The sequence below is a fragment of the Polyangiaceae bacterium genome, from assembly GCA_015075635.1.
GTDB lineage: Bacteria > Myxococcota_A > Polyangia > Polyangiales > Polyangiaceae > JADJKB01.
Window position 1 is genome coordinate 706,069 of sequence record JABTUA010000003.1, and the last position, 17,071, is coordinate 723,139.

Annotated in this window: 13 protein-coding genes; 3 read left to right on the top strand and 10 right to left on the bottom strand. The window is 71.7% G+C overall.

The features are described from left to right. Nucleotides 1–5 precede the first annotated feature (5 nt). From HS104_33835 to HS104_33845, 3 genes are read right to left on the bottom strand one after another with little or no spacing between them, the layout of a single operon-like run. Nucleotides 6–2,201, bottom strand: coding sequence for a M20/M25/M40 family metallo-hydrolase (locus HS104_33835; GenBank protein MBE7484937.1), 2,196 nt, complete (start codon nt 2,199–2,201; stop codon nt 6–8). Beyond that, the gene (locus HS104_33840) at nt 2,198–2,908 is read right to left on the bottom strand and encodes a single-stranded DNA-binding protein (GenBank protein MBE7484938.1); all 711 of its coding nucleotides are present in this window, start codon (nt 2,906–2,908) and stop codon (nt 2,198–2,200) included. The genes HS104_33835 and HS104_33840 overlap by 4 nt, the downstream gene beginning before the upstream one ends. Nucleotides 2,909–2,929: 21 nt before the next feature. After that, complete coding sequence (locus HS104_33845) at nt 2,930–3,385, bottom strand: tetratricopeptide repeat protein (GenBank protein MBE7484939.1); 456 nt, start codon at nt 3,383–3,385, stop codon at nt 2,930–2,932. Between HS104_33845 and HS104_33850 the strand changes: the two genes are divergently transcribed. Together HS104_33850 and HS104_33855 are read left to right on the top strand one after the other, a co-directional pair. Next, nucleotides 3,384–7,073 carry a protein kinase gene (locus HS104_33850; GenBank protein ID MBE7484940.1) on the top strand — a complete coding sequence of 1,230 codons (3,690 nt, stop codon included), beginning with the start codon at nt 3,384–3,386 and terminating at the stop codon, nt 7,071–7,073. The two genes, HS104_33845 and HS104_33850, sit on opposite strands and share 2 nt — an antisense overlap. Then, nucleotides 7,070–7,501: a hypothetical protein gene (locus HS104_33855; GenBank protein MBE7484941.1), complete on the top strand. Its 432-nt coding sequence runs from the start codon at nt 7,070–7,072 to the stop codon at nt 7,499–7,501. Before HS104_33850 ends, HS104_33855 begins: the two co-directional genes overlap by 4 nt. A 223-nt stretch (nt 7,502–7,724) precedes the next feature. On the opposite strand, the gene HS104_33860 is transcribed toward HS104_33855, so the two are convergent. Further along, nucleotides 7,725–8,963, bottom strand: a complete 1,239-nt coding sequence (locus tag HS104_33860) for a sel1 repeat family protein (GenBank protein MBE7484942.1) — start codon at nt 8,961–8,963, stop codon at nt 7,725–7,727. Nucleotides 8,964–9,035: 72 nt separating this feature from the next. Here HS104_33860 and HS104_33865 point away from each other — a divergent pair, with 72 nt between their 5' ends. Beyond that, entirely contained in the window at nt 9,036–9,899 is an 864-nt protein-coding gene (locus HS104_33865) for a serine/threonine protein kinase (GenBank protein MBE7484943.1), read from the top strand. Between the two features lie 96 nt (nt 9,900–9,995). Here HS104_33865 and HS104_33870 read toward each other — a convergent pair whose 3' ends face one another. From HS104_33870 to HS104_33895, 6 genes are read right to left on the bottom strand one after another with little or no spacing between them, the layout of a single operon-like run. Further along, a complete protein-coding gene (locus tag HS104_33870) occupies nt 9,996–11,048 on the bottom strand; it encodes a hypothetical protein (protein ID MBE7484944.1) in 1,053 nt (350 codons plus the stop codon). Further along, nucleotides 11,048–12,058, bottom strand: a complete 1,011-nt coding sequence (locus tag HS104_33875; protein ID MBE7484945.1) for a hypothetical protein — start codon at nt 12,056–12,058, stop codon at nt 11,048–11,050. The genes HS104_33870 and HS104_33875 overlap by 1 nt, the downstream gene beginning before the upstream one ends. 19 nt (nt 12,059–12,077) lie before the next feature. After that, nucleotides 12,078–13,526, bottom strand: a complete 1,449-nt coding sequence (locus tag HS104_33880) for a serine/threonine protein kinase (GenBank protein ID MBE7484946.1) — start codon at nt 13,524–13,526, stop codon at nt 12,078–12,080. Nucleotides 13,527–13,578: 52 nt separating this feature from the next. Continuing rightward, nucleotides 13,579–15,165 carry an NAD(+) synthase gene (gene nadE, locus HS104_33885; protein MBE7484947.1) on the bottom strand — a complete coding sequence of 529 codons (1,587 nt, stop codon included), beginning with the start codon at nt 15,163–15,165 and terminating at the stop codon, nt 13,579–13,581. After that, nucleotides 15,165–16,085 carry a hypothetical protein gene (locus HS104_33890; protein MBE7484948.1) on the bottom strand — a complete coding sequence of 307 codons (921 nt, stop codon included), beginning with the start codon at nt 16,083–16,085 and terminating at the stop codon, nt 15,165–15,167. The genes nadE and HS104_33890 overlap by 1 nt, the downstream gene beginning before the upstream one ends. Next, a complete protein-coding gene (locus HS104_33895; GenBank protein ID MBE7484949.1) occupies nt 16,082–17,062 on the bottom strand; it encodes a hypothetical protein in 981 nt (326 codons plus the stop codon). The genes HS104_33890 and HS104_33895 overlap by 4 nt, the downstream gene beginning before the upstream one ends. Between the last annotated feature and the right edge of the window lie 9 nt (nt 17,063–17,071).

Below are 17,071 nucleotides of genomic sequence, written 5' to 3' on the forward strand. Positions count from 1 at the left end.
CCGAGTCAGTACCTCACCTTGCGGCTGACCAGCGTCTCGTCCCCGGCCTGAGACGGCTCGGCCCAAGCCGGTCGCGCGACAGCTAGCGGCGCGGCGCTCGGCGGCAGGCCCGGGCTGTGGTCCGAGAGCAGCGCGCTGCCGCTGCCGCTCAGCTCGAGCAGGGCGCCCTCGGGACCCACGCCGAGCAAGGTCAGCGAGCGGAAGCGCGCGCCCGGGCGCAAGGGAGCCGGCAGCCCGTGAAAGCCGACGACGGGAAGTCCCGACTCGGGCTCGAAGCGCAGGGTCAGCGTGCTCGCGCCCCGCTCGGAGCGCACGCGCACGCGCTGGCCTTCGCGCTCCCACGCGGGCGCCGGTAGCTCGACGGTTGGCGCGGCCGCTTCCAGCGCCTCCGCCCGCCAGCCGATGAAGCTCGGCGCGGAGTCGATCACCTTGGGTGCGAAGCGACCTGCCTCGACGAGCGCCCGCGGTACCGGACCCGACGAGGCATCGACGAGGTAGCGAGCGCGACCCGTGTCCGCGTCCAGGTGCAGCGCGAGGCTCAGCCGTTGCGGGCTCTCGGCGGAGAACACCGGCACGTTGGCAGCGACGACCGCCGAGAGCAGCGCCACCGAAGCCGAGAACCCGAGCAGGAAGCGCCGCGGGCGTGCCCCGAGCTGGGTGAGCGCCGGAGCGAGCCCGCCCGCGGCGAGCCAGGCGCAGGCCGCAAACAGCGCGGGGGCGGTCAGGCCGAGGGCATCGTGCGCGAGCAGCAACACCGGGAGCCACAAGAGCAGCGCGACCACGGCGGGCAGCAGCACGACGAGCCCGAGCCGACGGGGATCGCCCCGCGTGACCAGTCCGCCGAGCGCCGCAGCGAGCCAGGGCACGAGGAAGAGGAAGCTCGCCTCGGGCAGCACGGCGAGCGCGCCCCATCCGGCGAAACCGACGCAAGTCCAACCGGCGAGCCATAGCTCCTGCCCGCCCGTCTCGACCAGCGTCAGCGCGAGCAGGCAGAGCGCGACGATGATCGCGGCCAGGCAGAGGAAGAACGGCTGGGGATGCGCCGGGAAGCCGGAGCCCAGCGCTCCTACCGCGGACAGGCTCGCGCCGAGCCCGTAGCCCAGGAGCGTGAGGACGCCGATGATGAGCGGCCAGAGCCCGAAGCTCTTCAGGAAGCGAGTCGCCCGCGCGCCTCGCCGGAAGGCGAGCCCGAGCGCGACCAACCAGAGCACCGTCGCGCCCGCGTGCAGCCAGACCGCGGACGACAGCGGGGCGCGCACCACGCCGAGGCCCAGGACGTCGAAGAAGAGCGCGGGCTGGGCGTCGGAAGACCGCGGGCCGAGCTCGGCAGCGAGCCCGAGCGCGGCGTCCCCGTGGTGCTGGAGCGTCCGGAGCGAGAGGTGATCCAGGTCGTCCTTCGGCGTGTGGTAGCGCCCGAAGCCGCCGATGTTGGCGAGGTTCACGCCAGGCACGCCGGCGCGTTTGAACACGCTGAGGTCGGTGTCGTTGGGCAGCCGCTCGTACACCGCCGGGAACAGCGAGCTCGTCACGGGGCGCCCGCTGGCTCGCGCGAACGCCCCCACCAGCCAGTCGTTCGGCCCGCTGGTCTCGAACAGCAGCGCGGCACCGGACGTGCCGCGGGCCTCGACGTTGACCAACGCCGCGATCTCCTGGCGCGGCAGCTCGTCCCGCACGAAGGCCTCGGCGCCCAACAGGCCGGCCTCCTCGCCGTCGCTGAAGAGCAACATCACCGGCAGGCGCGTCGGCCGGTGCCCGAGAGCGCGGGCGACCTCGAGTAGCGCGGCGATGCCGATGCCGTCGTCCGAGGCGCCGGGGCCCGCCGGCACCGAGTCGTAGTGCGCGGCGAGCAGAACGCGCGGGCCGGGCGGCGCCGGGCGCTCCGCCAGGATGTTCTCGACGAAACCGCAGGCGCCGTAGCGACTGCAAACCGGCGCGCGCTGCACCCGGACGCTCCAGCCGAGCTCCGCGAGGCGCGCCTCGATGCGTTCGAGTACCCGCCGTTGGGCGGCGCTGCCCATCGGGTGTGGGGTCCTCTCGGCCAAGACGCGCTCGAGCACGGCGAAGGCCCGCTCCGCGCTGAACTCTCCGGGCGGAGCGCTGGCGGGCTTCGCTGCCGGTGGCGAGAGTCGCCACTGAACGAGCACGAGGCAGGCGAGGAGCGCCGCGAGCGCTGCACCGGGGAGCCAGCGGAGCGGCGTCACACGCGCACACCGAGCGCCGAGAGCTCCTGGCAGACTGCCGCGGCCCAGCCGCGATTCGCCCGCGGGCTGGCCGGGCTCGGGTGCAGGATGGTCGCGACGCTGACGCCCGCGCCCGCGAGGGCACGAGCGGCTCGCTCTCTGGCGAACGCCCCGACGCCGATCACGAGCTCGGGCTCCAGCGCTCGGACCAGCTCCACCAGCGCCGCATCGCACGCCGCGTAGAGCGGAGCTCGCTCGCGCTCCGGGAGCTTGTCCGGCGTGCGGTTCTTCCCGCTCTCTTCCATGAAGGCCAACGGACAGTAGTTCGCCACGAAGTGCTCTCGGAAGAAGCGCTCCGGTGTGGCGAATTTGTCGCGGAAGAAGCCCCAGAGCCGCGCCCCGCTCACCTCCGAGCGCGGGCACGCGAACCCCTCGACCGGACGCTTCTCGTGCTCGCGCTTCGGCTTCTTCACGCTCGCCTCGATGCCGAGCCAGTCCTTGACCAGCGACACTTCGCCGAACGGCACGCCCGTCTGCGCCATGCCGAAGGGACCCGGGTTCATGCCCAGGAAGACCACGCGCTTCTTCCCGCTGCCGTAGCGCTCCAGGTACTGCTCGTGGGGCAGGCGCGCGTAGGCGAGAGGGTTGTAGACGTGGGTGACCGGAGCCGCGAAGGTGAGCCGGTCCACCCGGCGGCACAAGGTGCGACTGATCTCGAGCAGGCTCACGGCGGCGGAGTCTCTCACACTTCAGGGGCAGCCGAGCTGCGAGAGGCGAGTCGCCGCGAACTTCTCCCTGTCGGCGGACCCGTTGTCGCGGGCCATGTCGCGGGCCTGCGCGAAGAGCGAGCAAGCCCGCGGAGCGTCGCCGGAGCGCTCGGCGCAGGTCGCCAGGTTGAGCAGCGTGCCCAGCGCGGGGTCGAAGCGCATGCTCTCGGCGAACGCCTCGCAGGCTTCGGCGTACTTGCCCTGACCCATCAGCGCGCGGCCTTGCCGGAAGAGCTCTTCGGCGCGCGCGGCGTCGCTGGGGCTCGCTGGGGCAGGCTGCGCCTGGCGGCGCGGTGGCGCCTCGGGTGAAGGTGACGGGTCTGGGGACACCTCCGGCAAGACCACGGTGCTCGGCGCCGACCGGGCAGGATCGCTCGCACAAGCGAGGCCGAGCAGCGCTAGAACGAAGGCGCTGGCAAGTCTAGACTGAGTGCTCATGTCCGCGCGCCCCGGCGACGTCACCATCGTGACCGAGAGCCCGACGGTAGTCGAGTCGGGCCCGCGCTCGGCGCCGCGCCCGGACGAGCGGCTCTTCGCGGATGGAGACCGCATCGTCGGACGCTATCGAGTGGAGGCGCTGCTCGGCCAGGGCGGGTTCGGACAGGTCTACCGGGTGCAAGACGAGCTCGGGGACGGCCGCCCCCTGGCCCTGAAGCTGGCCCGCTTGCACGACGCCGGCTCCCGCGCCGTGGAGATCCTGAAGAGCGAGTTCGCGCTGCTCGCGAGCCTCAAGCACCCCAACCTGGCCGAGGTGCACGACTTCGGTCACGTCCGCCAGGACGTCGCCTACTTCACGCAGCAGCTCGCGCCCGGCGTGCCGCTCAACCAGACCGGGCTCCGCCCCGACGACCCGGAGGCCGTGCCGATCTGGGCGCAGCTGTGCCGCGCGCTCGAGTACCTCCACGGCCGCGGGATCCTGCACCGCGACGTCAAGCCGTCCAACATCCTGGTCGACCAGAGGGCCCGCCAGCTCACGCTGCTCGACTTCGGCATCTCCCGCGCCCTGGGCACGGGGGAAGAGCGGCTCTTGGTCGGCACCTTCGCCTACATGCCGCCGGAGGCCATCTCCGGTGGACCGCTCGACGCCCGCTCGGATCTGTACTCGCTCGGCATCACGCTCTACCGCCAGCTCGCTGGGCGCGTGCCGTTCGAGGGGACGCACTCACAGATCTTGAGCGCGCACATGGCGCGAGTACCCGAGCTGCCGTCGCCCGAGACGGTGAACCCGCAGGTGGCGGCGGTCGTGGAGCGCTTGCTCGCCAAGGAGCCCGGAGCCCGCTACGCCAGCGCGGCCGAGGTGGCGCGGGCCCTCGCCTCGGCCAACGGCAAGGAGCTCGAGGCGGAAGGTGCGGAGTCGCTGGCGAGCTACGTGCTCTCCGGGCGCTTCGTGGGTCACGCCGCGCTGCACGCGCGGCTGCTCGAGCTCGGCTTCGACCTGGAGCCGAGCGCGCACGTGCTCGTGCTCAGCGGCGAGGCGGGCAGCGGGAAATCGCGGCTCTTGCGCGAGGTGCGCCAGCGCGTGCAGCTCGCCTGGCGCACCTTCGTCGAGGTCGAAGTGCGTCGGACCTGGCTGTCCAAGGGCGTGCTCCCCGCCATCGCCCGGGCCGTGATCAACGACGACGTGGCCGCGCGGTTGGACGACGACGATCGACGCGAGCTGGCGCGAGCGCTCCCGGAGCTGCGCAAGCGCGGCGAGCGCATCACCGTCGCCGTCGATCCCGACCGCGCGCGCCAGGCCCGGATAGACGGCCTGGGACGCGCCATCGCGCTGCGCTTCGAGCGAGCGCCGGGTCTCTTGGTGGTCGAAGATCTGCACTGGGCCGACGCCGACGCGCTGGGCCTCATCGCGCAGCTGATCGGCGCGGCTCGACGCAGCAAGGCGCGCACGGCGTTCGTGCTCGCGACCCGGCCGGGCAAGGCCGCCGACGAGCTCTCGAGCCTGCTCGGCGCGGAGCTCCTGACCTGCGACGCCCTCGAGCCAGGGACCAGCGTGCGCCTGATCGAGTCGATGTTCGGGCAGAGCGACCTGCTCGCGGGAACCGAGCTCGGCAAGAGCCTGGCGCGGGCCTCGCACACGGCACAAGAGGTACAGGAGTCGCTGCGCCTCGCCCTCGACGCCGGAGCCATCGTGCGACACGAGGGGAAATGGCAGGTGGTCCGGCCAATCCCGGCGCTCCCGCTCGGAGAGGTCCTGGGGCAGCGGGTGAGCGGTCTGGACGAGGACTGTCGAGCGCTGGCGCTGGGCGTGGCCGTGTTGGGTGGCGAGGCCGTCGCGAGCGCGGCAGGCGCGGTGGCCGAGCTCGACGCGAGCCTGGCCGGCGCCGCCCTTCGGCGGCTGGTGCGCGCCGGCGTGCTCGAAGAGCGCTACGACCGTGAGGGGCGCGCCGCCTACGCCATGCACGACCGGTTCCGGGACGTGGTGCTGGCGGGCGCTCCGGAGCGCGAGCGTGCGCGCGCCTACCTGGCTGCGGGCCGGCACTTGCGCGGCACCGCCGAGGGTGACTTCCGCGTGTTGTTCGAGGCCGCCGACCACTTCGCCCGCGCGCGCGAGCTGAGATTGGCCATCCGTACGGCTGCCGAGGCCGCCAAGCTCGCCGAGAAGAGCGGGCGACCCGACCAGGCCGCGACGGCCGTGGCGCTCGAGATCGGCTGGCAGCGGAGCCTGGGGGAGGTCCCGGCCTCGACCTGGCTGAGGCGCTTCGACCTGTGCCTGCTCGCCGGCATCAAGGAGGGCGCGGACGAAGCCCTGAACGCGCTGCTCGCGCGCCTCGGCGCGCTCGACGCCGCCGAGCGAGTCGCGACGCTGGTCCGCAAGGCTCGGCTCGCGCTCGACCGCGGAGAGGCCGAGGCGGCCCGGCGCGAGGCCGAGCAGGTTCTTGAAGAGGCCACGGCCCTCGGCGACGCCCGCCTGCTGTCCGAGCTGACCTGGGTCCTGGCTCGCGCGGACGAGGTCTACGGTCATCTCGATCGAGCCATCCTGTCCTTCGAGTCCGCGGCGGGTTTCGCTGAGCAGGCGGCCGACGCGCGGCTGGAGGCGCGGGCCTGGCTCGGAGCGTCGCTCTCGGCCATCTTCCTGGGCAAGGCGGGCCAGGCCGGAGGCTACGCGGAGCGCGCGCTGCGCGCGGCGCGCGCGGCACAGGACCCGGTGGCGATGAGCGAGTCCCTGCGCTGCATCGGCAACTCCGCGCGGGAGACCGGCGACATCCCGCGCGCGCTTCGCGTCTACCGCCGCGCGGTGCGCGCTGCGCGCGACGGCGGCAGCCCGGAGAGCGAGGCCAAGGCCTTGAACAACCTGGGCACCGTCTGCCACTGGGCCGGCCTGATCCCCGAGGCGGTGAGCGCGCTCCAGCGCTCGCTCACGCTGAAGGAGCGCCTGGGGCTCAGCGCTTCGGTGCTCCTCACCCGCAACAATCTGGGGGGTATCTACCTCTCGCTCGGGCGCTTCGACGAAGCGCAGCGCGAGCTCTCGGCGGTGATGCAGGTGGCCGGTCAGAACGAGCCGATGGTGGTGGCGCTCGCCCACTCGAATTCGGCGGATCTGCACGCCCTCCGCGGTGAGCTCGACTCGGCCGTGGAGCTGTACCGCTCCGCCCACCGCATGAACCGCTCTCGGTCCAACGCCATGGCGGACTCCCACGCGATGCCTGGCCTGGTGCGCGCGCTGGCGATGCGCGGCGGCCCCGGCGATCTGGAAGAAGCGGGGCGTGTGGCGAACGAGCTCGAGGCGCTCCACGCGGCGAGCGATCTGGCCGAGACTCGCACGCGGTATTTCACCTCTTCTGCCATGCTCCTGGATCGCGTCGGCGATCCCGAAGCGGCGCTCGCCCAGGCGCGGCGCGCGCTCGACGTCGGCGAAGAGCGCCGCCAGCAATTCTCTGACCCGTTCGGCACCGTGCTGGAGGCGCAGTGGATGGAAGCCATCCTGCTCGCACGCCTGGGCCGCACCAGCGCCGCGAAGCGAGCCGCGCAGCGCGCGCGCCAGGAGCTGCTCAAGACCTCGAAGCACGCGGGGGACAAGGCCAGCGTCGCGATTTACCTGGAGGCCAACCCCTTGCACCGCGCCATCGTCGGCGGGCGGCTGGACACGCCGCTGGGGTACACGTGGTTTCCGAGCGAGGTCCCATGACGCGTGGGACTCTGCGAGTTGCAGTCTTCGTGCTCGGCGGCTTGCCCAGCAGTCTGGGGTGCGGTAGCGAGGACTGCAGCGGTGTCCTCATCATGGACACCGTCCATCTCGAGGTCGGAACCCCATTCGTCGCAGCGAGCAAGTGGGAGGTGACCGTTTGTCAGAACTCCAGCTGCGCGACCGCCGAGCTCACCGCCTCGAACCCGCACCACTTCGCCAACGGATTGACGCTCTCGTACGAGCAGGGAACCAGCGGCTGGCGGCTTGGCGTCACGAGGACCGCGGAGTCTCCGAAGGACGGTGACGTCTGGTCTCTCCGGATCGTCGATCAGGCCGGTGGCGTGATCTTCGAGGGTAGCCGCGCCGTGACCTACGAGACGCTGGGTGACGAATGCCAGTACTACAAGAGCGCGAGAGTGATCTTCTGACTCGACTTTCGCTGTCTTGGCACGAGCAGATCGCGATCCGCCACTGAGACCAAGACCCACAAGAATACCGGCGAGGCCGGCGCACTCCCCCGTCAAGTGGGAATTTTCGCCTGGCGCTCCCCGAGTGCGTCTCGACAACAACCTCGACCGAGGTAGGGCGCGGCAGCAAACACGGGGCGCGAATAGAGCGAAACCCGAGGCTGAAGCTGCGATCTCGGGGACCTCACTGTGACGGCGCCTGCCCCAACCCCTTCAGCACCTCGCAGCTCGACGCGTGCCCCCCGCTGCACGCCTTCTCCAGCAGCGGTCGCGCCAGCGTGTCCTTGCCGGCGGCGACGTAGTGCGCGCCCAGCACGCCGCAGGCGTCGGCCCGCCCGGCGTCGCAGGCGCGCGAGAGCAGCGACGTGCCGCGGGCGTCGTCGCGAGGGATGCCGCGCCCCATGAGCAGCAGCGCTCCCAGCCCCGAGCACGCCAGGGCGTCGCCGCCGTCGCACGAGCGCTCGTAGGCCTTGGCCGCGCCCGGCTCGTCCCGGGGCACGCCCTTGCCTCCTGCCAGGATGGTGCCGAGCAGCGTGCAGCTCTCGAGCAGGTTCTTGGCGCAGCTCTGGCGCAGGAGCTCGACCGCGCGGGGCACGTCGCGGGGCACGCCGCTGCCTTCGTACAGGAGCGTGGCGAGGTACGCGCAGGCTGGGGTCTGCCCGCCGGAGCAGCCCTGCTCGAGGAGCTTCGCGCCCTCCGCGGGGTCGGCCTTCGCCAGCATCACCCCGAGCCCCGTGCAGGCGATGGCCACCCCTCCGTCGCAGGCCTTGCGGAACACTCGCGCGGCCCGCTCCGGATCTCCGGCGATGCCTTCGTCCCCGCCGAGCAGCGTCCCGAGCAGGCCGCAGCCGACGGCGTCGCCTTGGTCGCAGGCCTTCTGGTACAGCGCCGCTGCTCGTCCGGGGTTCTTCGCCTCGCCCTCGCCGTGGCGCGCCATGTTGCCGAGCTCGGTGCAGCTCGCGCCGTTGCCGCGATCGCAGCCGCGCGTGAGCAGGGCGCGCGCCCGGGCGGGATCCCGACTGGTGCCGCGGCCATTGCAAAGCATCTCGCCGGCCACCGCGCAGTCCGCGTCGCGGCCGAGCTCGCAGGCGCGGGTGAAAGCGGCCAGCGCCGCGCTCCGGTTGCGCTCGATGCCGAGCCCCTCGAGCAGCGCGGCGCCGAGCAGCCGGCAGCCGTTGGCGTCCTTCGCTTCACAGCTCTCGGTCAGGCGCTCGTGCCCCTTCTTGGCGCTCTCCGGGCCAGCCTCCCCCCGCGAGTACAGGTAGAGGAGCGCGTAGCAGGCCGCGGGCTCCTCGACCCGGCAGGCGGCCTCGCACTCCTGCTCCGACCGACAGAGCCCCGCCTTGCCAGCGCCGGGGCCGGGGCTCGCGGGCCCGCACCCAATTGCCAGCAGGCAGAGCGCGGCGGCGAAGCTTCGGAACATGAGAAAAACTTAGAGCGGCCCGGGCAGGGACGACAAGTCAGCGCTCGGAAACTGAGCTATCGTTCGCGATCCATGGTCAAGGCTGGCGACGAGCTGGACGGCCGCTACCGGCTGATCTCGGAGATCGGCTCGGGCGCCTACGGCGTGGTTTACCGCAGCCGGGATCTCGAGACCCGGGCGGAGGTGGCCATCAAGGTCATGAAGCAGACCCCGGACCCGGAGCTCGCTCGCCGCTACGAGCGCGAGGCTCAGGCGCTGGCGCGCCTCAGGGGGACGGCCGCCATCTTCGTCCACGCCTTCGGGCGCACCCCCACCGGCGCTCCGTACATCGTGATGGAGCTTCTGACGGGTCAGGAGCTCGAGACCTTCTTGGCCGACGCCGAGGCCCGCGGCGGCCAGCTGAAACCGAGCAAGATGCTGGAGATCCTGCGGCCCGTCGCGGCGACGCTGACCGCCGCGCACCTTCAGGGCATCATCCACCGCGATCTCAAGCCCAGCAACGTGTTCATCGTGGACCCGCGCGCGGGAGGCGGAGTGCGCCTGCTCGACTTCGGCCTGGCCAAGATGCTCGGCATCGAGACCTTGACCGCGACCGGCATGGTCGCCGGAACCCCCAGCTACATCGCGCCGGAGGCCTGGCGCGGCAACAAGGACCTCGATCAGCGCATCGACGTCTACTCGCTCGGGGTGCTGGTCTTCCGCTGTCTCTCGGGCGACGTCCCGTTCCCGACCAAGAGCATGCTGGAGCTCTGTCGCTGGGCCACCACCGGCGAGCGGCCGAGCCTCAGGGCCCTCAGAAAGAGCTTGCCGCCGAGCATCGACGTCTGGGTCCAGAAGGCCCTGGCCGTCGATCCGGACGATCGCTTCCAGTCGATCCAGGCCATGTGGAGCTCGCTGGAGTCCATCCTCGCCGAGAGCACGTCGTCGCCGTATTAGAACGACCGGCGCGACGACGGCAAGGGGAACGTGAGCTGCGTGGAACGAGAGCCGCGCGCGTTCTACCGCTGCGTCAAGCCGGACGCCTCGTGACGGTCACTGACACTCGCCGCCGCCCAGGGCGGCCGCGCACGCGGCGGGTGTCTCGCTGGCGCGCGCGGCGTTGATGGCGCGGCAGCGCACGGTGTCGCCCGTCGTCGCCGTCTTGTTCCAGGTGTCGGCGTTCGCCCCCGGCAGCTTGCCGCACTCGGCCAGGCACTTGGTCGAGTCGCCGAAGGTCGCGTCGAACTCGGTCTTGCAGGTCTTCGACACCAGCTGGCAGTAGCCCTCGCAGTTGTCCTTGCCGCAGTGCCCGTCGCCTGCCGGGCCGGCATGCGGGCAGTGCTGGGCGGGGGCGGCGATGGAGTTGTACGAGTGGTACTTCCGGCAGCCGACGGTGTCCTCCACCTGATCGGCGTTCGTGCCCTTGTCGAGGACCGCGCACACCGCCAGGCACTGAGCCTTGCTCTCGTAGACCTGGTTTCCGCCGGTGCAGGCCACGCCGACCAGCTCGCAGAAGTCCTCGCAGTCGGGCGCGTCGCCGGCCGGATCCGCGCAAGCGCTGCTCTTGAAGGCGGCCGCGGCGCAGTGCCCGGTCGGATCCTTGGCGGCGAGGGAGGCGTAGGCGATGCGGCACTCCAGGCTGTCCCCGCTCTTCAGCGTCCCGAGGTCGAAGACCGCGTCCGATCGGAGCCCCGCGCACGCGGCGGCGCAGTCGCTGATGCCCGTGAGCTTGTCCGGACACGCCGCGGAGAGGAGCGTGCAGTACGCTTGGCAGGAGGAGCCGCAGATCTCGGCGCCGAAGGGCCCGGCGGCCTTGCAGTGCGACGCCGGCTCGCCGCTCGAGCCGGCGAGCACGGCCTGCTCGGTGCGGCACTCCAACGAGTTGTCCGCCTTGGTCTCGCCGCTGGGCAGCTTGGCGCAGGTGGCGATGCAGGTCGGGCGATCGGGGTAGGCGGCGATCTTCCCGGTGCAGCTCTGCATCACCTCGTCGCAGTAGACCTTGCACTCCGCGCTCGCCTGCTCGGGCTCTTCGAAGCGGCGCTCCTCGATGCCGGCGATGCTCTGGCAGCCGAGCGCCAGGGCGGAGGCAACGAGCAACCGGCGCATCAGAAGTTGCCTCCGAGCCAGAGCCCGCCGGCGTTCTTGCCGACGCGAGGCGCGACGTGGATCGCGCTCCTTCCGCCGGAGGGGGCCGTCAGGTAGAGCACCGTCCCGCCGACCAGTGCCGCCAAGCCGACGCCGAAGGTGATGTTCGAGAGCGTGGCGGCGTCGCGGGCCTCGTCGGTGAAGGTCACGCCGCGGCGGTCGTTGCAGACGGCGCCGTCGCACAGCTCCTTCGCGTCGGAGTTCTTCGAGATGGCGCGGAGCCCGAAGTACGTCCCGAAGCCGACGCCCACGAGGCCCACACCGCCGACCACGAGCCCGATGGTCCGCTGCGTCTCGCCGGCGGGCTCCTCGTCGGGGGCAGGCGAGGTGGGTGAGGGTGCCGGCGTCACCACCGGCTGAACCGGCGGCTGCTCCGTCGCCGGGGGCGGGACCGCCTCGGACTCCGCCTCGAGCGCGGGGATCTCCACGCTGACGGCGTCGCGCTCCGGACGGACCGTGACCTTCTTCGACCAGCTCCTGGCCCCGGGCGCGCTGGCTTCGATGGCCCACTCGCCGCCGTCCACCGGGACGGAGACGCTCCAGAGATCCTTGGGTACGGGGTTGCCAGCGCGGCGCAGCACGAAGCCTTCGCGCGCGGCGTTCTCTGGCGCGACGCGCAGCTCCAGGCGCGAGAGCCGGTCCTCGAGCGCCGCGGCGCGCTGCTCCCCGGAGGTCGCGCGGTCCGCCTGCCCGGCGGCGCGGGCCTGCGAGGCGCCCTCGCGGAAGGTGGCCCAGGCGCTGGCGAAGCGTCCCGCCTTCTCGTAGCAGTCCGCCAGGTAGAGCAGGGTGCCGATGCCGGGATCGAGCCGCTGGCTCTGCTCGAACTTCGCGCAGGCCGCGCCGTATTTGCCGTCGCTCACGAGCTTGCGCGCCTCGTCGAACAGCGCCTCGGCGGCGACTTTGTTGTCGGCGCTCTGCGCGCGCGCGACGCCGGCGAGCGCGAGCGCGGCGACGGCGAGCGAGCGACGCACCGAGCGGATCATGCCGCGCTCAGCGACGGCCGCCGAACGGGGCGGAAGTGGGCTGCGTGGTCGGCTTGCTCGGGCGCTCGGAGGGGACGACTGCATGGGTGGGAGCACGTCTTGGAGTAGGGGGCGAGGGAGCTGCCACCGCCGCGTCGGCCGCGCTGTCGGCGGGCGCCGGGGCGACGGGTGCCGGCTCGACGGCAGGCGAGGGGTCTCGAGTCGCTGCCGCTGCGGGCTCGGCGACGCGCGGCGGCTCGCCGGCGGGCGCTGCGCTGGGCGTCGCGGTGGCGGTGGTCCGACTGACGCCCCAGGCCACGAGCCCGAGCGCGACGACGGCGCCGGCGGCGAGCGCGGCGATCGGGCGCGAGCGCCGCTCCGGCGGGCTGCTGCTGGAAGCGCCGGTCTTGCCCCAGGAATCCAGGGTCTTCTCCGCGGCTGGCTTGGTCGAGCTGGCCTCGGTCGGCTGGTTCTCGATGGACGACTCGCTCGACACGGCCACCGAGACGTCGCTCGGCACAGGCGGGTTGGTGCGCTCGGTCGCCGTCGGCAGGGACGTCCCGAGCTGCGTGGCGAGCACGCGCCCCGCGCGATCGGCGTGGAGCTTGGAGCCCGGCGCGAAGGGCACCAGGGCGACGCAGAAGTCGGCGACGTTCTGCCACCGGACCCCCCGGTCCTTCGCCAGCGCCTTCGAGATCGCTTCCTGGAGCCCCGCGGGGACGTCATCGCGGAAGTCCGATAGGGGAGGGGGCGTGTCATTGAGCAGCGCGCTGCACAGCGAAGGAATGGACTCCGCCACGTACGGCGGGCGGTTCGCCAGGAGCTGATACAGGATCGCGCCCAGGGACCAGATGTCGGTGCGGGTGTCCACGCTCTTCGCGGAGTGCATCTGCTCCGGCGACATGTAGAGCGGCGAGCCGATCAAGGCGGAGGTCGCGGTCAGCGACAGGTCCGCTGCGGACCCACCCGAGACCGACTTCGAGATCCCGAAGTCCAGCACCTTGACCAGGCGCGTGCCGTCGGCGCGCCGCGCCAGGAACAAGTTCGCGGGCTTCAGGTCACGGTGCACGATGCCGGCGGCGTGGGCCTCGGCCACCGCCTCGCAGGCCTCGAGCAGGTAGCGCACCGCTTCCTCGATGGGGAGCTGGCCGCGCTCACGCAGCTCGTCGCCGAGGTCGTGCCCCTCGAGGTACTCCATCACCATGTAGGGCACGCCGTCTTCGTTGCTGCCCACGTCGAGGACGCGCGCCACGTGCTCGCTCTTGATCTTCACCGCCGCGCGGGCTTCGCGCCGGAAGCGCTCGGCGGCGTCGTTGCGCTTGGCGATCTCCGGCAGCAGGAACTTCACCGCCACGCGCTGATCCAGCTCGAGGTGGCGGGCAGCGACGACGACCCCCATACCGCCCTCGCCGAGCACGCGCTCGACCTCGAACTTGCCGGCGAGCACGTCGCCTGCGCGGACCGGGGCGTTGTCCATGAGCCAGAGTACTTTACGCGAAGGTGCGCGGCCAGGGAACAACCCGACCCGGTCAACCGCCGAGAGGTGTCCGAAATTGGGTCACTGGCAGCATTCGCCCGGTTCCGAAGGACTTTTCGCTGAGCTTGAGCACGATGCCCGCCTGCCAGCGCTTGTGCTCGGCCGCGCGGAGCTGGCTCGCCAGGTGAGTCGCCTCTTCCGGCAGCGTGCCGGGCGGCAGGGGCGATCCCGTGACCAGCGCCTCCAAGATGGGAGAGACGCGGGCGTAGTCGAAGGGGTCGACCTGGTCCGGACGGAGCTCTGCGCTGGGCGCCCGCTCGAAGACGAAGGCCGGGATCACGCCGCGGCCCCCGTCGTAGTGGCGGGCCAGCCGATACACGTCCGGCTTGGTCACGTCGCCGATCACCGCCAGCGTCCCCGCCATGTCGCCGTACAGCGTGCCGTAGCCCAGCGCGAGCTCGGTCTTGTTGCTGGTGTTCAGGAGCAGGCCGCCGCGGCGGTTCACGTGAGCCATCAGGATCATGGCGCGCAAGCGGGCCTGGAGGTTCTCGGCGACCAGCGAGTCGCGCTCTCCCATCACGGCGCCGAGGTCGTGCTCGAGCGCGCCGTGCAGCGACTCGATCGGGTGTGCCACGAGCTCGATGCCCAAGGCAGACGCGAGCTGCTCGGCGCATTGGGTGGAGCGGGGATCGCTGTAACGCGACGGCATCGCGATTGCCGTGACGCGCTCGGCGCCCAGGGCCTCCTTGGCGATGCAAGCGACGAGGCTCGAGTCGATGCCGCCGGAGAGCCCCAGGAACGCCCGTCCGAGGCCGTTCTTCCGCGCGAAACCTCGGACTCCGGAGACCAGCGCCTGGAACATCTCGTGCTCGACCGGTTGGGTCTCGACTTCCTCGGGCGGAGCGCCAGTGTCCACGACGGTGACGCTCTCCGCGAAGCGCGGCAGGCGCGTGAGCAGCTGGCCGTCGCGGGTGACGAAGCTCCCGCCGTCGAAGATCAGCTCGTCGTTGGCGCCGCAGGCGTTGACGTACACCACCGGTACCCGCCGCCGGCGCGTTTGCCCGAGCCTCTGCTCGAAGACCCCGACCCGATACGGGGACGCCGAGATGCACACGAGCAGCTCCGCGCCCGCTGCCTCCAGCTCGGCGCCGGGCGACAGCGGATAGCCCTCGTCCCACAGATCCTCGCAGACCAAGAGCCCGAGCTTCCGGCCGCCGACCTCGACGGGCTCGCAGGGGGGACCAGGCACGAACCAGCGTGGCTCGTGGAAGACGTCGAAGGCCGGCAGCAGGCGCTTGGCGACCCGGTGCCGGACCCGGCCCCCCTCGAGCAGCAACGCCGCGTCGTGGAGACCGGGATGCCCCGGGGTCGCCTCGCCCGAGGCCAGCACGGAGCCGAGCACCAGCGGGACGAGCGCGCGGGTCGCCTCGGCCACCTCGGCGACTGCCGCCGCCGCCGCGTCCACGAACGCCGGATCGCAGAGCAGATCTCGCGGCGGATAGCCGGTGACCGACAGCTCCGGGAACACGCACAGCTCGGCGCCGGCTTCGCCGGCGATCTGAGACGCGCGCACGATGCGACGGACGTTGCCTCCGAAGTCGCCGATGCGCGTGTCGATCTGGGCGATGCCGACGCGCATCACACCTCGGCCGCGATGGCGCCCAGCAGGTTCAGGGCCGCCAGCACCGAGTCGCGGCGCAGGCATACTTCGTCGCCCAGCATGAAGGTTCGGTAGCCGAGCCCGAGCAAGAACGCGACGTCGCTGACGTCGCTGGAGTCCGGCACGGTCCGGCGGGCCAGCGAGCCCAGGATGCGGGAGGCGACGATGGCGTCCGGGTCTGCTTCGGCGATCTGGCGCAGCGCGCCGAGCACCAAGTGCGGTCGCGGCACCTCCACGTAGAGGTCGCCGCGGGCCGCCATCAGCCGACCGTGGCGCTTGCCCTCCCTGGCGACGTAGTCGAGTCCTCGCTGCGACTCGATCTTGCAGACCAGCTCCGCGTCCGGCAGCAACGAGCGGACTTCCTCCGGATCCGAGGGCCGCTCCACGAACGACAGCATCACGCGCTGGAGGCCCACGCGCGCCATTGCGTCGAGGTAAGCGTGGTCGGCGGCGGTGAGCGTGCCCTCGATCTCGAGGGACGGGTCCACGATGTTGACGCTCTCGCCCGGGCCCACGTAGCGCCGGGGCGAGTCGGCCAAGATCAGCCGCTCGCCGTCCACCTCGAGCAGTCGTGCGTGCTCGCGACCGTCGTCGAAGTAGGCGTCGCAGGGGACGTTCACCTTCAGGCGATGGCTGACCCGCACTTCGGTGAACGGCGGCACGGCGCCGCCCACCACGCGCAGCTGCCGGCCCTTGAGATCGACCCAGAGCGGAGGGCCGAGGTCGGCGAGCCGAGCCAGTACGGGCTCGAGCGCCGGCGAAGTGTCGAGCGTTCCGTCGAAGCCGCGGATGGGCATCACGGTGTTCAAGCGGAGCCCGCCGACCAGCGGATGCCGCGCGACCTCGGCGGCGAAGTCGGCGTAGGGCGGGAGGGTGACGATGACGGAGAGCCCCGTCACAGGTCGAGCGTCGCCTTGCAGTACTCGCACACCCAGCGGCCGAACGCCGTGGGCGGCAGGCTGGCCATGCAGTTCGGGCAGTGCAGGACCTTGGGCTTCACCTCTTCGACGATGCGCTTCGCGAGCTCGTCCACCTTCTCCTTGGCGTGGCGGGCGGCCATGTTCTTCTTGAAGTCCTCGAAGCGGCCCCAGGAGCGCGCGACGATGCCCAGCGCGTAGTCGATGGCGCGCTGCTCGTCGTGCACGCGGGCCACCTGCTGGGGGCCCAGGGCCTCGAACCACTGCTGATCCACCTCGTCGCCGGCGCTGCCGGTGGGGCGTCGCAAGAACCAGGTGTTGTACTTCTTGGCCAAGGCTCGCCAGAGCTCGATGGCGTTCTGATCCTGGCTCGCGACGCCGCAGACCTTCTCGATCTCCTTGCCGTGAACGGTCTCGTGCATCGGCGCGTCGCCATACACGATCAAGAAGGGCGGCTCGGCGGCGTTGGGGATGGAGACACGGTTCAACATGTACCAGGCGAACAGGCCATAACCCTCCGGCCCGTCACCACCACCACCCTCGCCGTACAGGGCCTTGAGCTGCTGCTCCAGGTCGTAGCCCTTGGCGAAGCCCGTGACCTGGAGCGGGTAGCGGTCGTAGCGCGCGTCGCCGATGGCCGCGAAGCAGATCTCCAGATCCGGCCGGTACTGGTGCAGCGTCATGTAAAGGAGCGGCAGCCGGTCGAAGATCTCGAACGGCCACCGCGCCATCGAGCCGGTCACGTCCACTGCGACGACGATCGGCGTCTTGCTCTTGCACTCGATGGCGCGCTTGGGATCGACCAGCGCCTCGAGCGGATTCTTCTTGTCCTCGTAGGTGCGGGGCCCGGCGGCCCCGGCGCGGGCCGCCTCGCGTTCGCGATCGGCCTTGTGCGCCGGGTCGAAGTCGTACTTGTCCGAGCCGTACCAGTCCGAGGTGTCCCCGCTCCAGGAGTACATGGGGAGCGA

What these genes read in the sequence shown, in the direction of transcription:
- HS104_33850 (MBE7484940.1), top strand. Translation starts at nt 3,384, where the DNA reads ATGTCCGCGCGCCCCGGCGACGTCACCATCGTGACCGAGAGCCCGACG.
- HS104_33845 (MBE7484939.1), bottom strand. Translation starts at nt 3,385, where the DNA reads ATGAGCACTCAGTCTAGACTTGCCAGCGCCTTCGTTCTAGCGCTGCTC.
- HS104_33855 (MBE7484941.1), top strand. Translation starts at nt 7,070, where the DNA reads ATGACGCGTGGGACTCTGCGAGTTGCAGTCTTCGTGCTCGGCGGCTTG.
- HS104_33860 (MBE7484942.1), bottom strand. Translation starts at nt 8,963, where the DNA reads ATGTTCCGAAGCTTCGCCGCCGCGCTCTGCCTGCTGGCAATTGGGTGC.
- HS104_33865 (MBE7484943.1), top strand. Translation starts at nt 9,036, where the DNA reads ATGGTCAAGGCTGGCGACGAGCTGGACGGCCGCTACCGGCTGATCTCG.
- HS104_33870 (MBE7484944.1), bottom strand. Translation starts at nt 11,048, where the DNA reads ATGCGCCGGTTGCTCGTTGCCTCCGCCCTGGCGCTCGGCTGCCAGAGC.
- HS104_33880 (MBE7484946.1), bottom strand. Translation starts at nt 13,526, where the DNA reads ATGGACAACGCCCCGGTCCGCGCAGGCGACGTGCTCGCCGGCAAGTTC.
- nadE (MBE7484947.1), bottom strand. Translation starts at nt 15,165, where the DNA reads ATGCGCGTCGGCATCGCCCAGATCGACACGCGCATCGGCGACTTCGGA.
- HS104_33895 (MBE7484949.1), bottom strand. Translation starts at nt 17,062, where the DNA reads ATGTACTCCTGGAGCGGGGACACCTCGGACTGGTACGGCTCGGACAAG.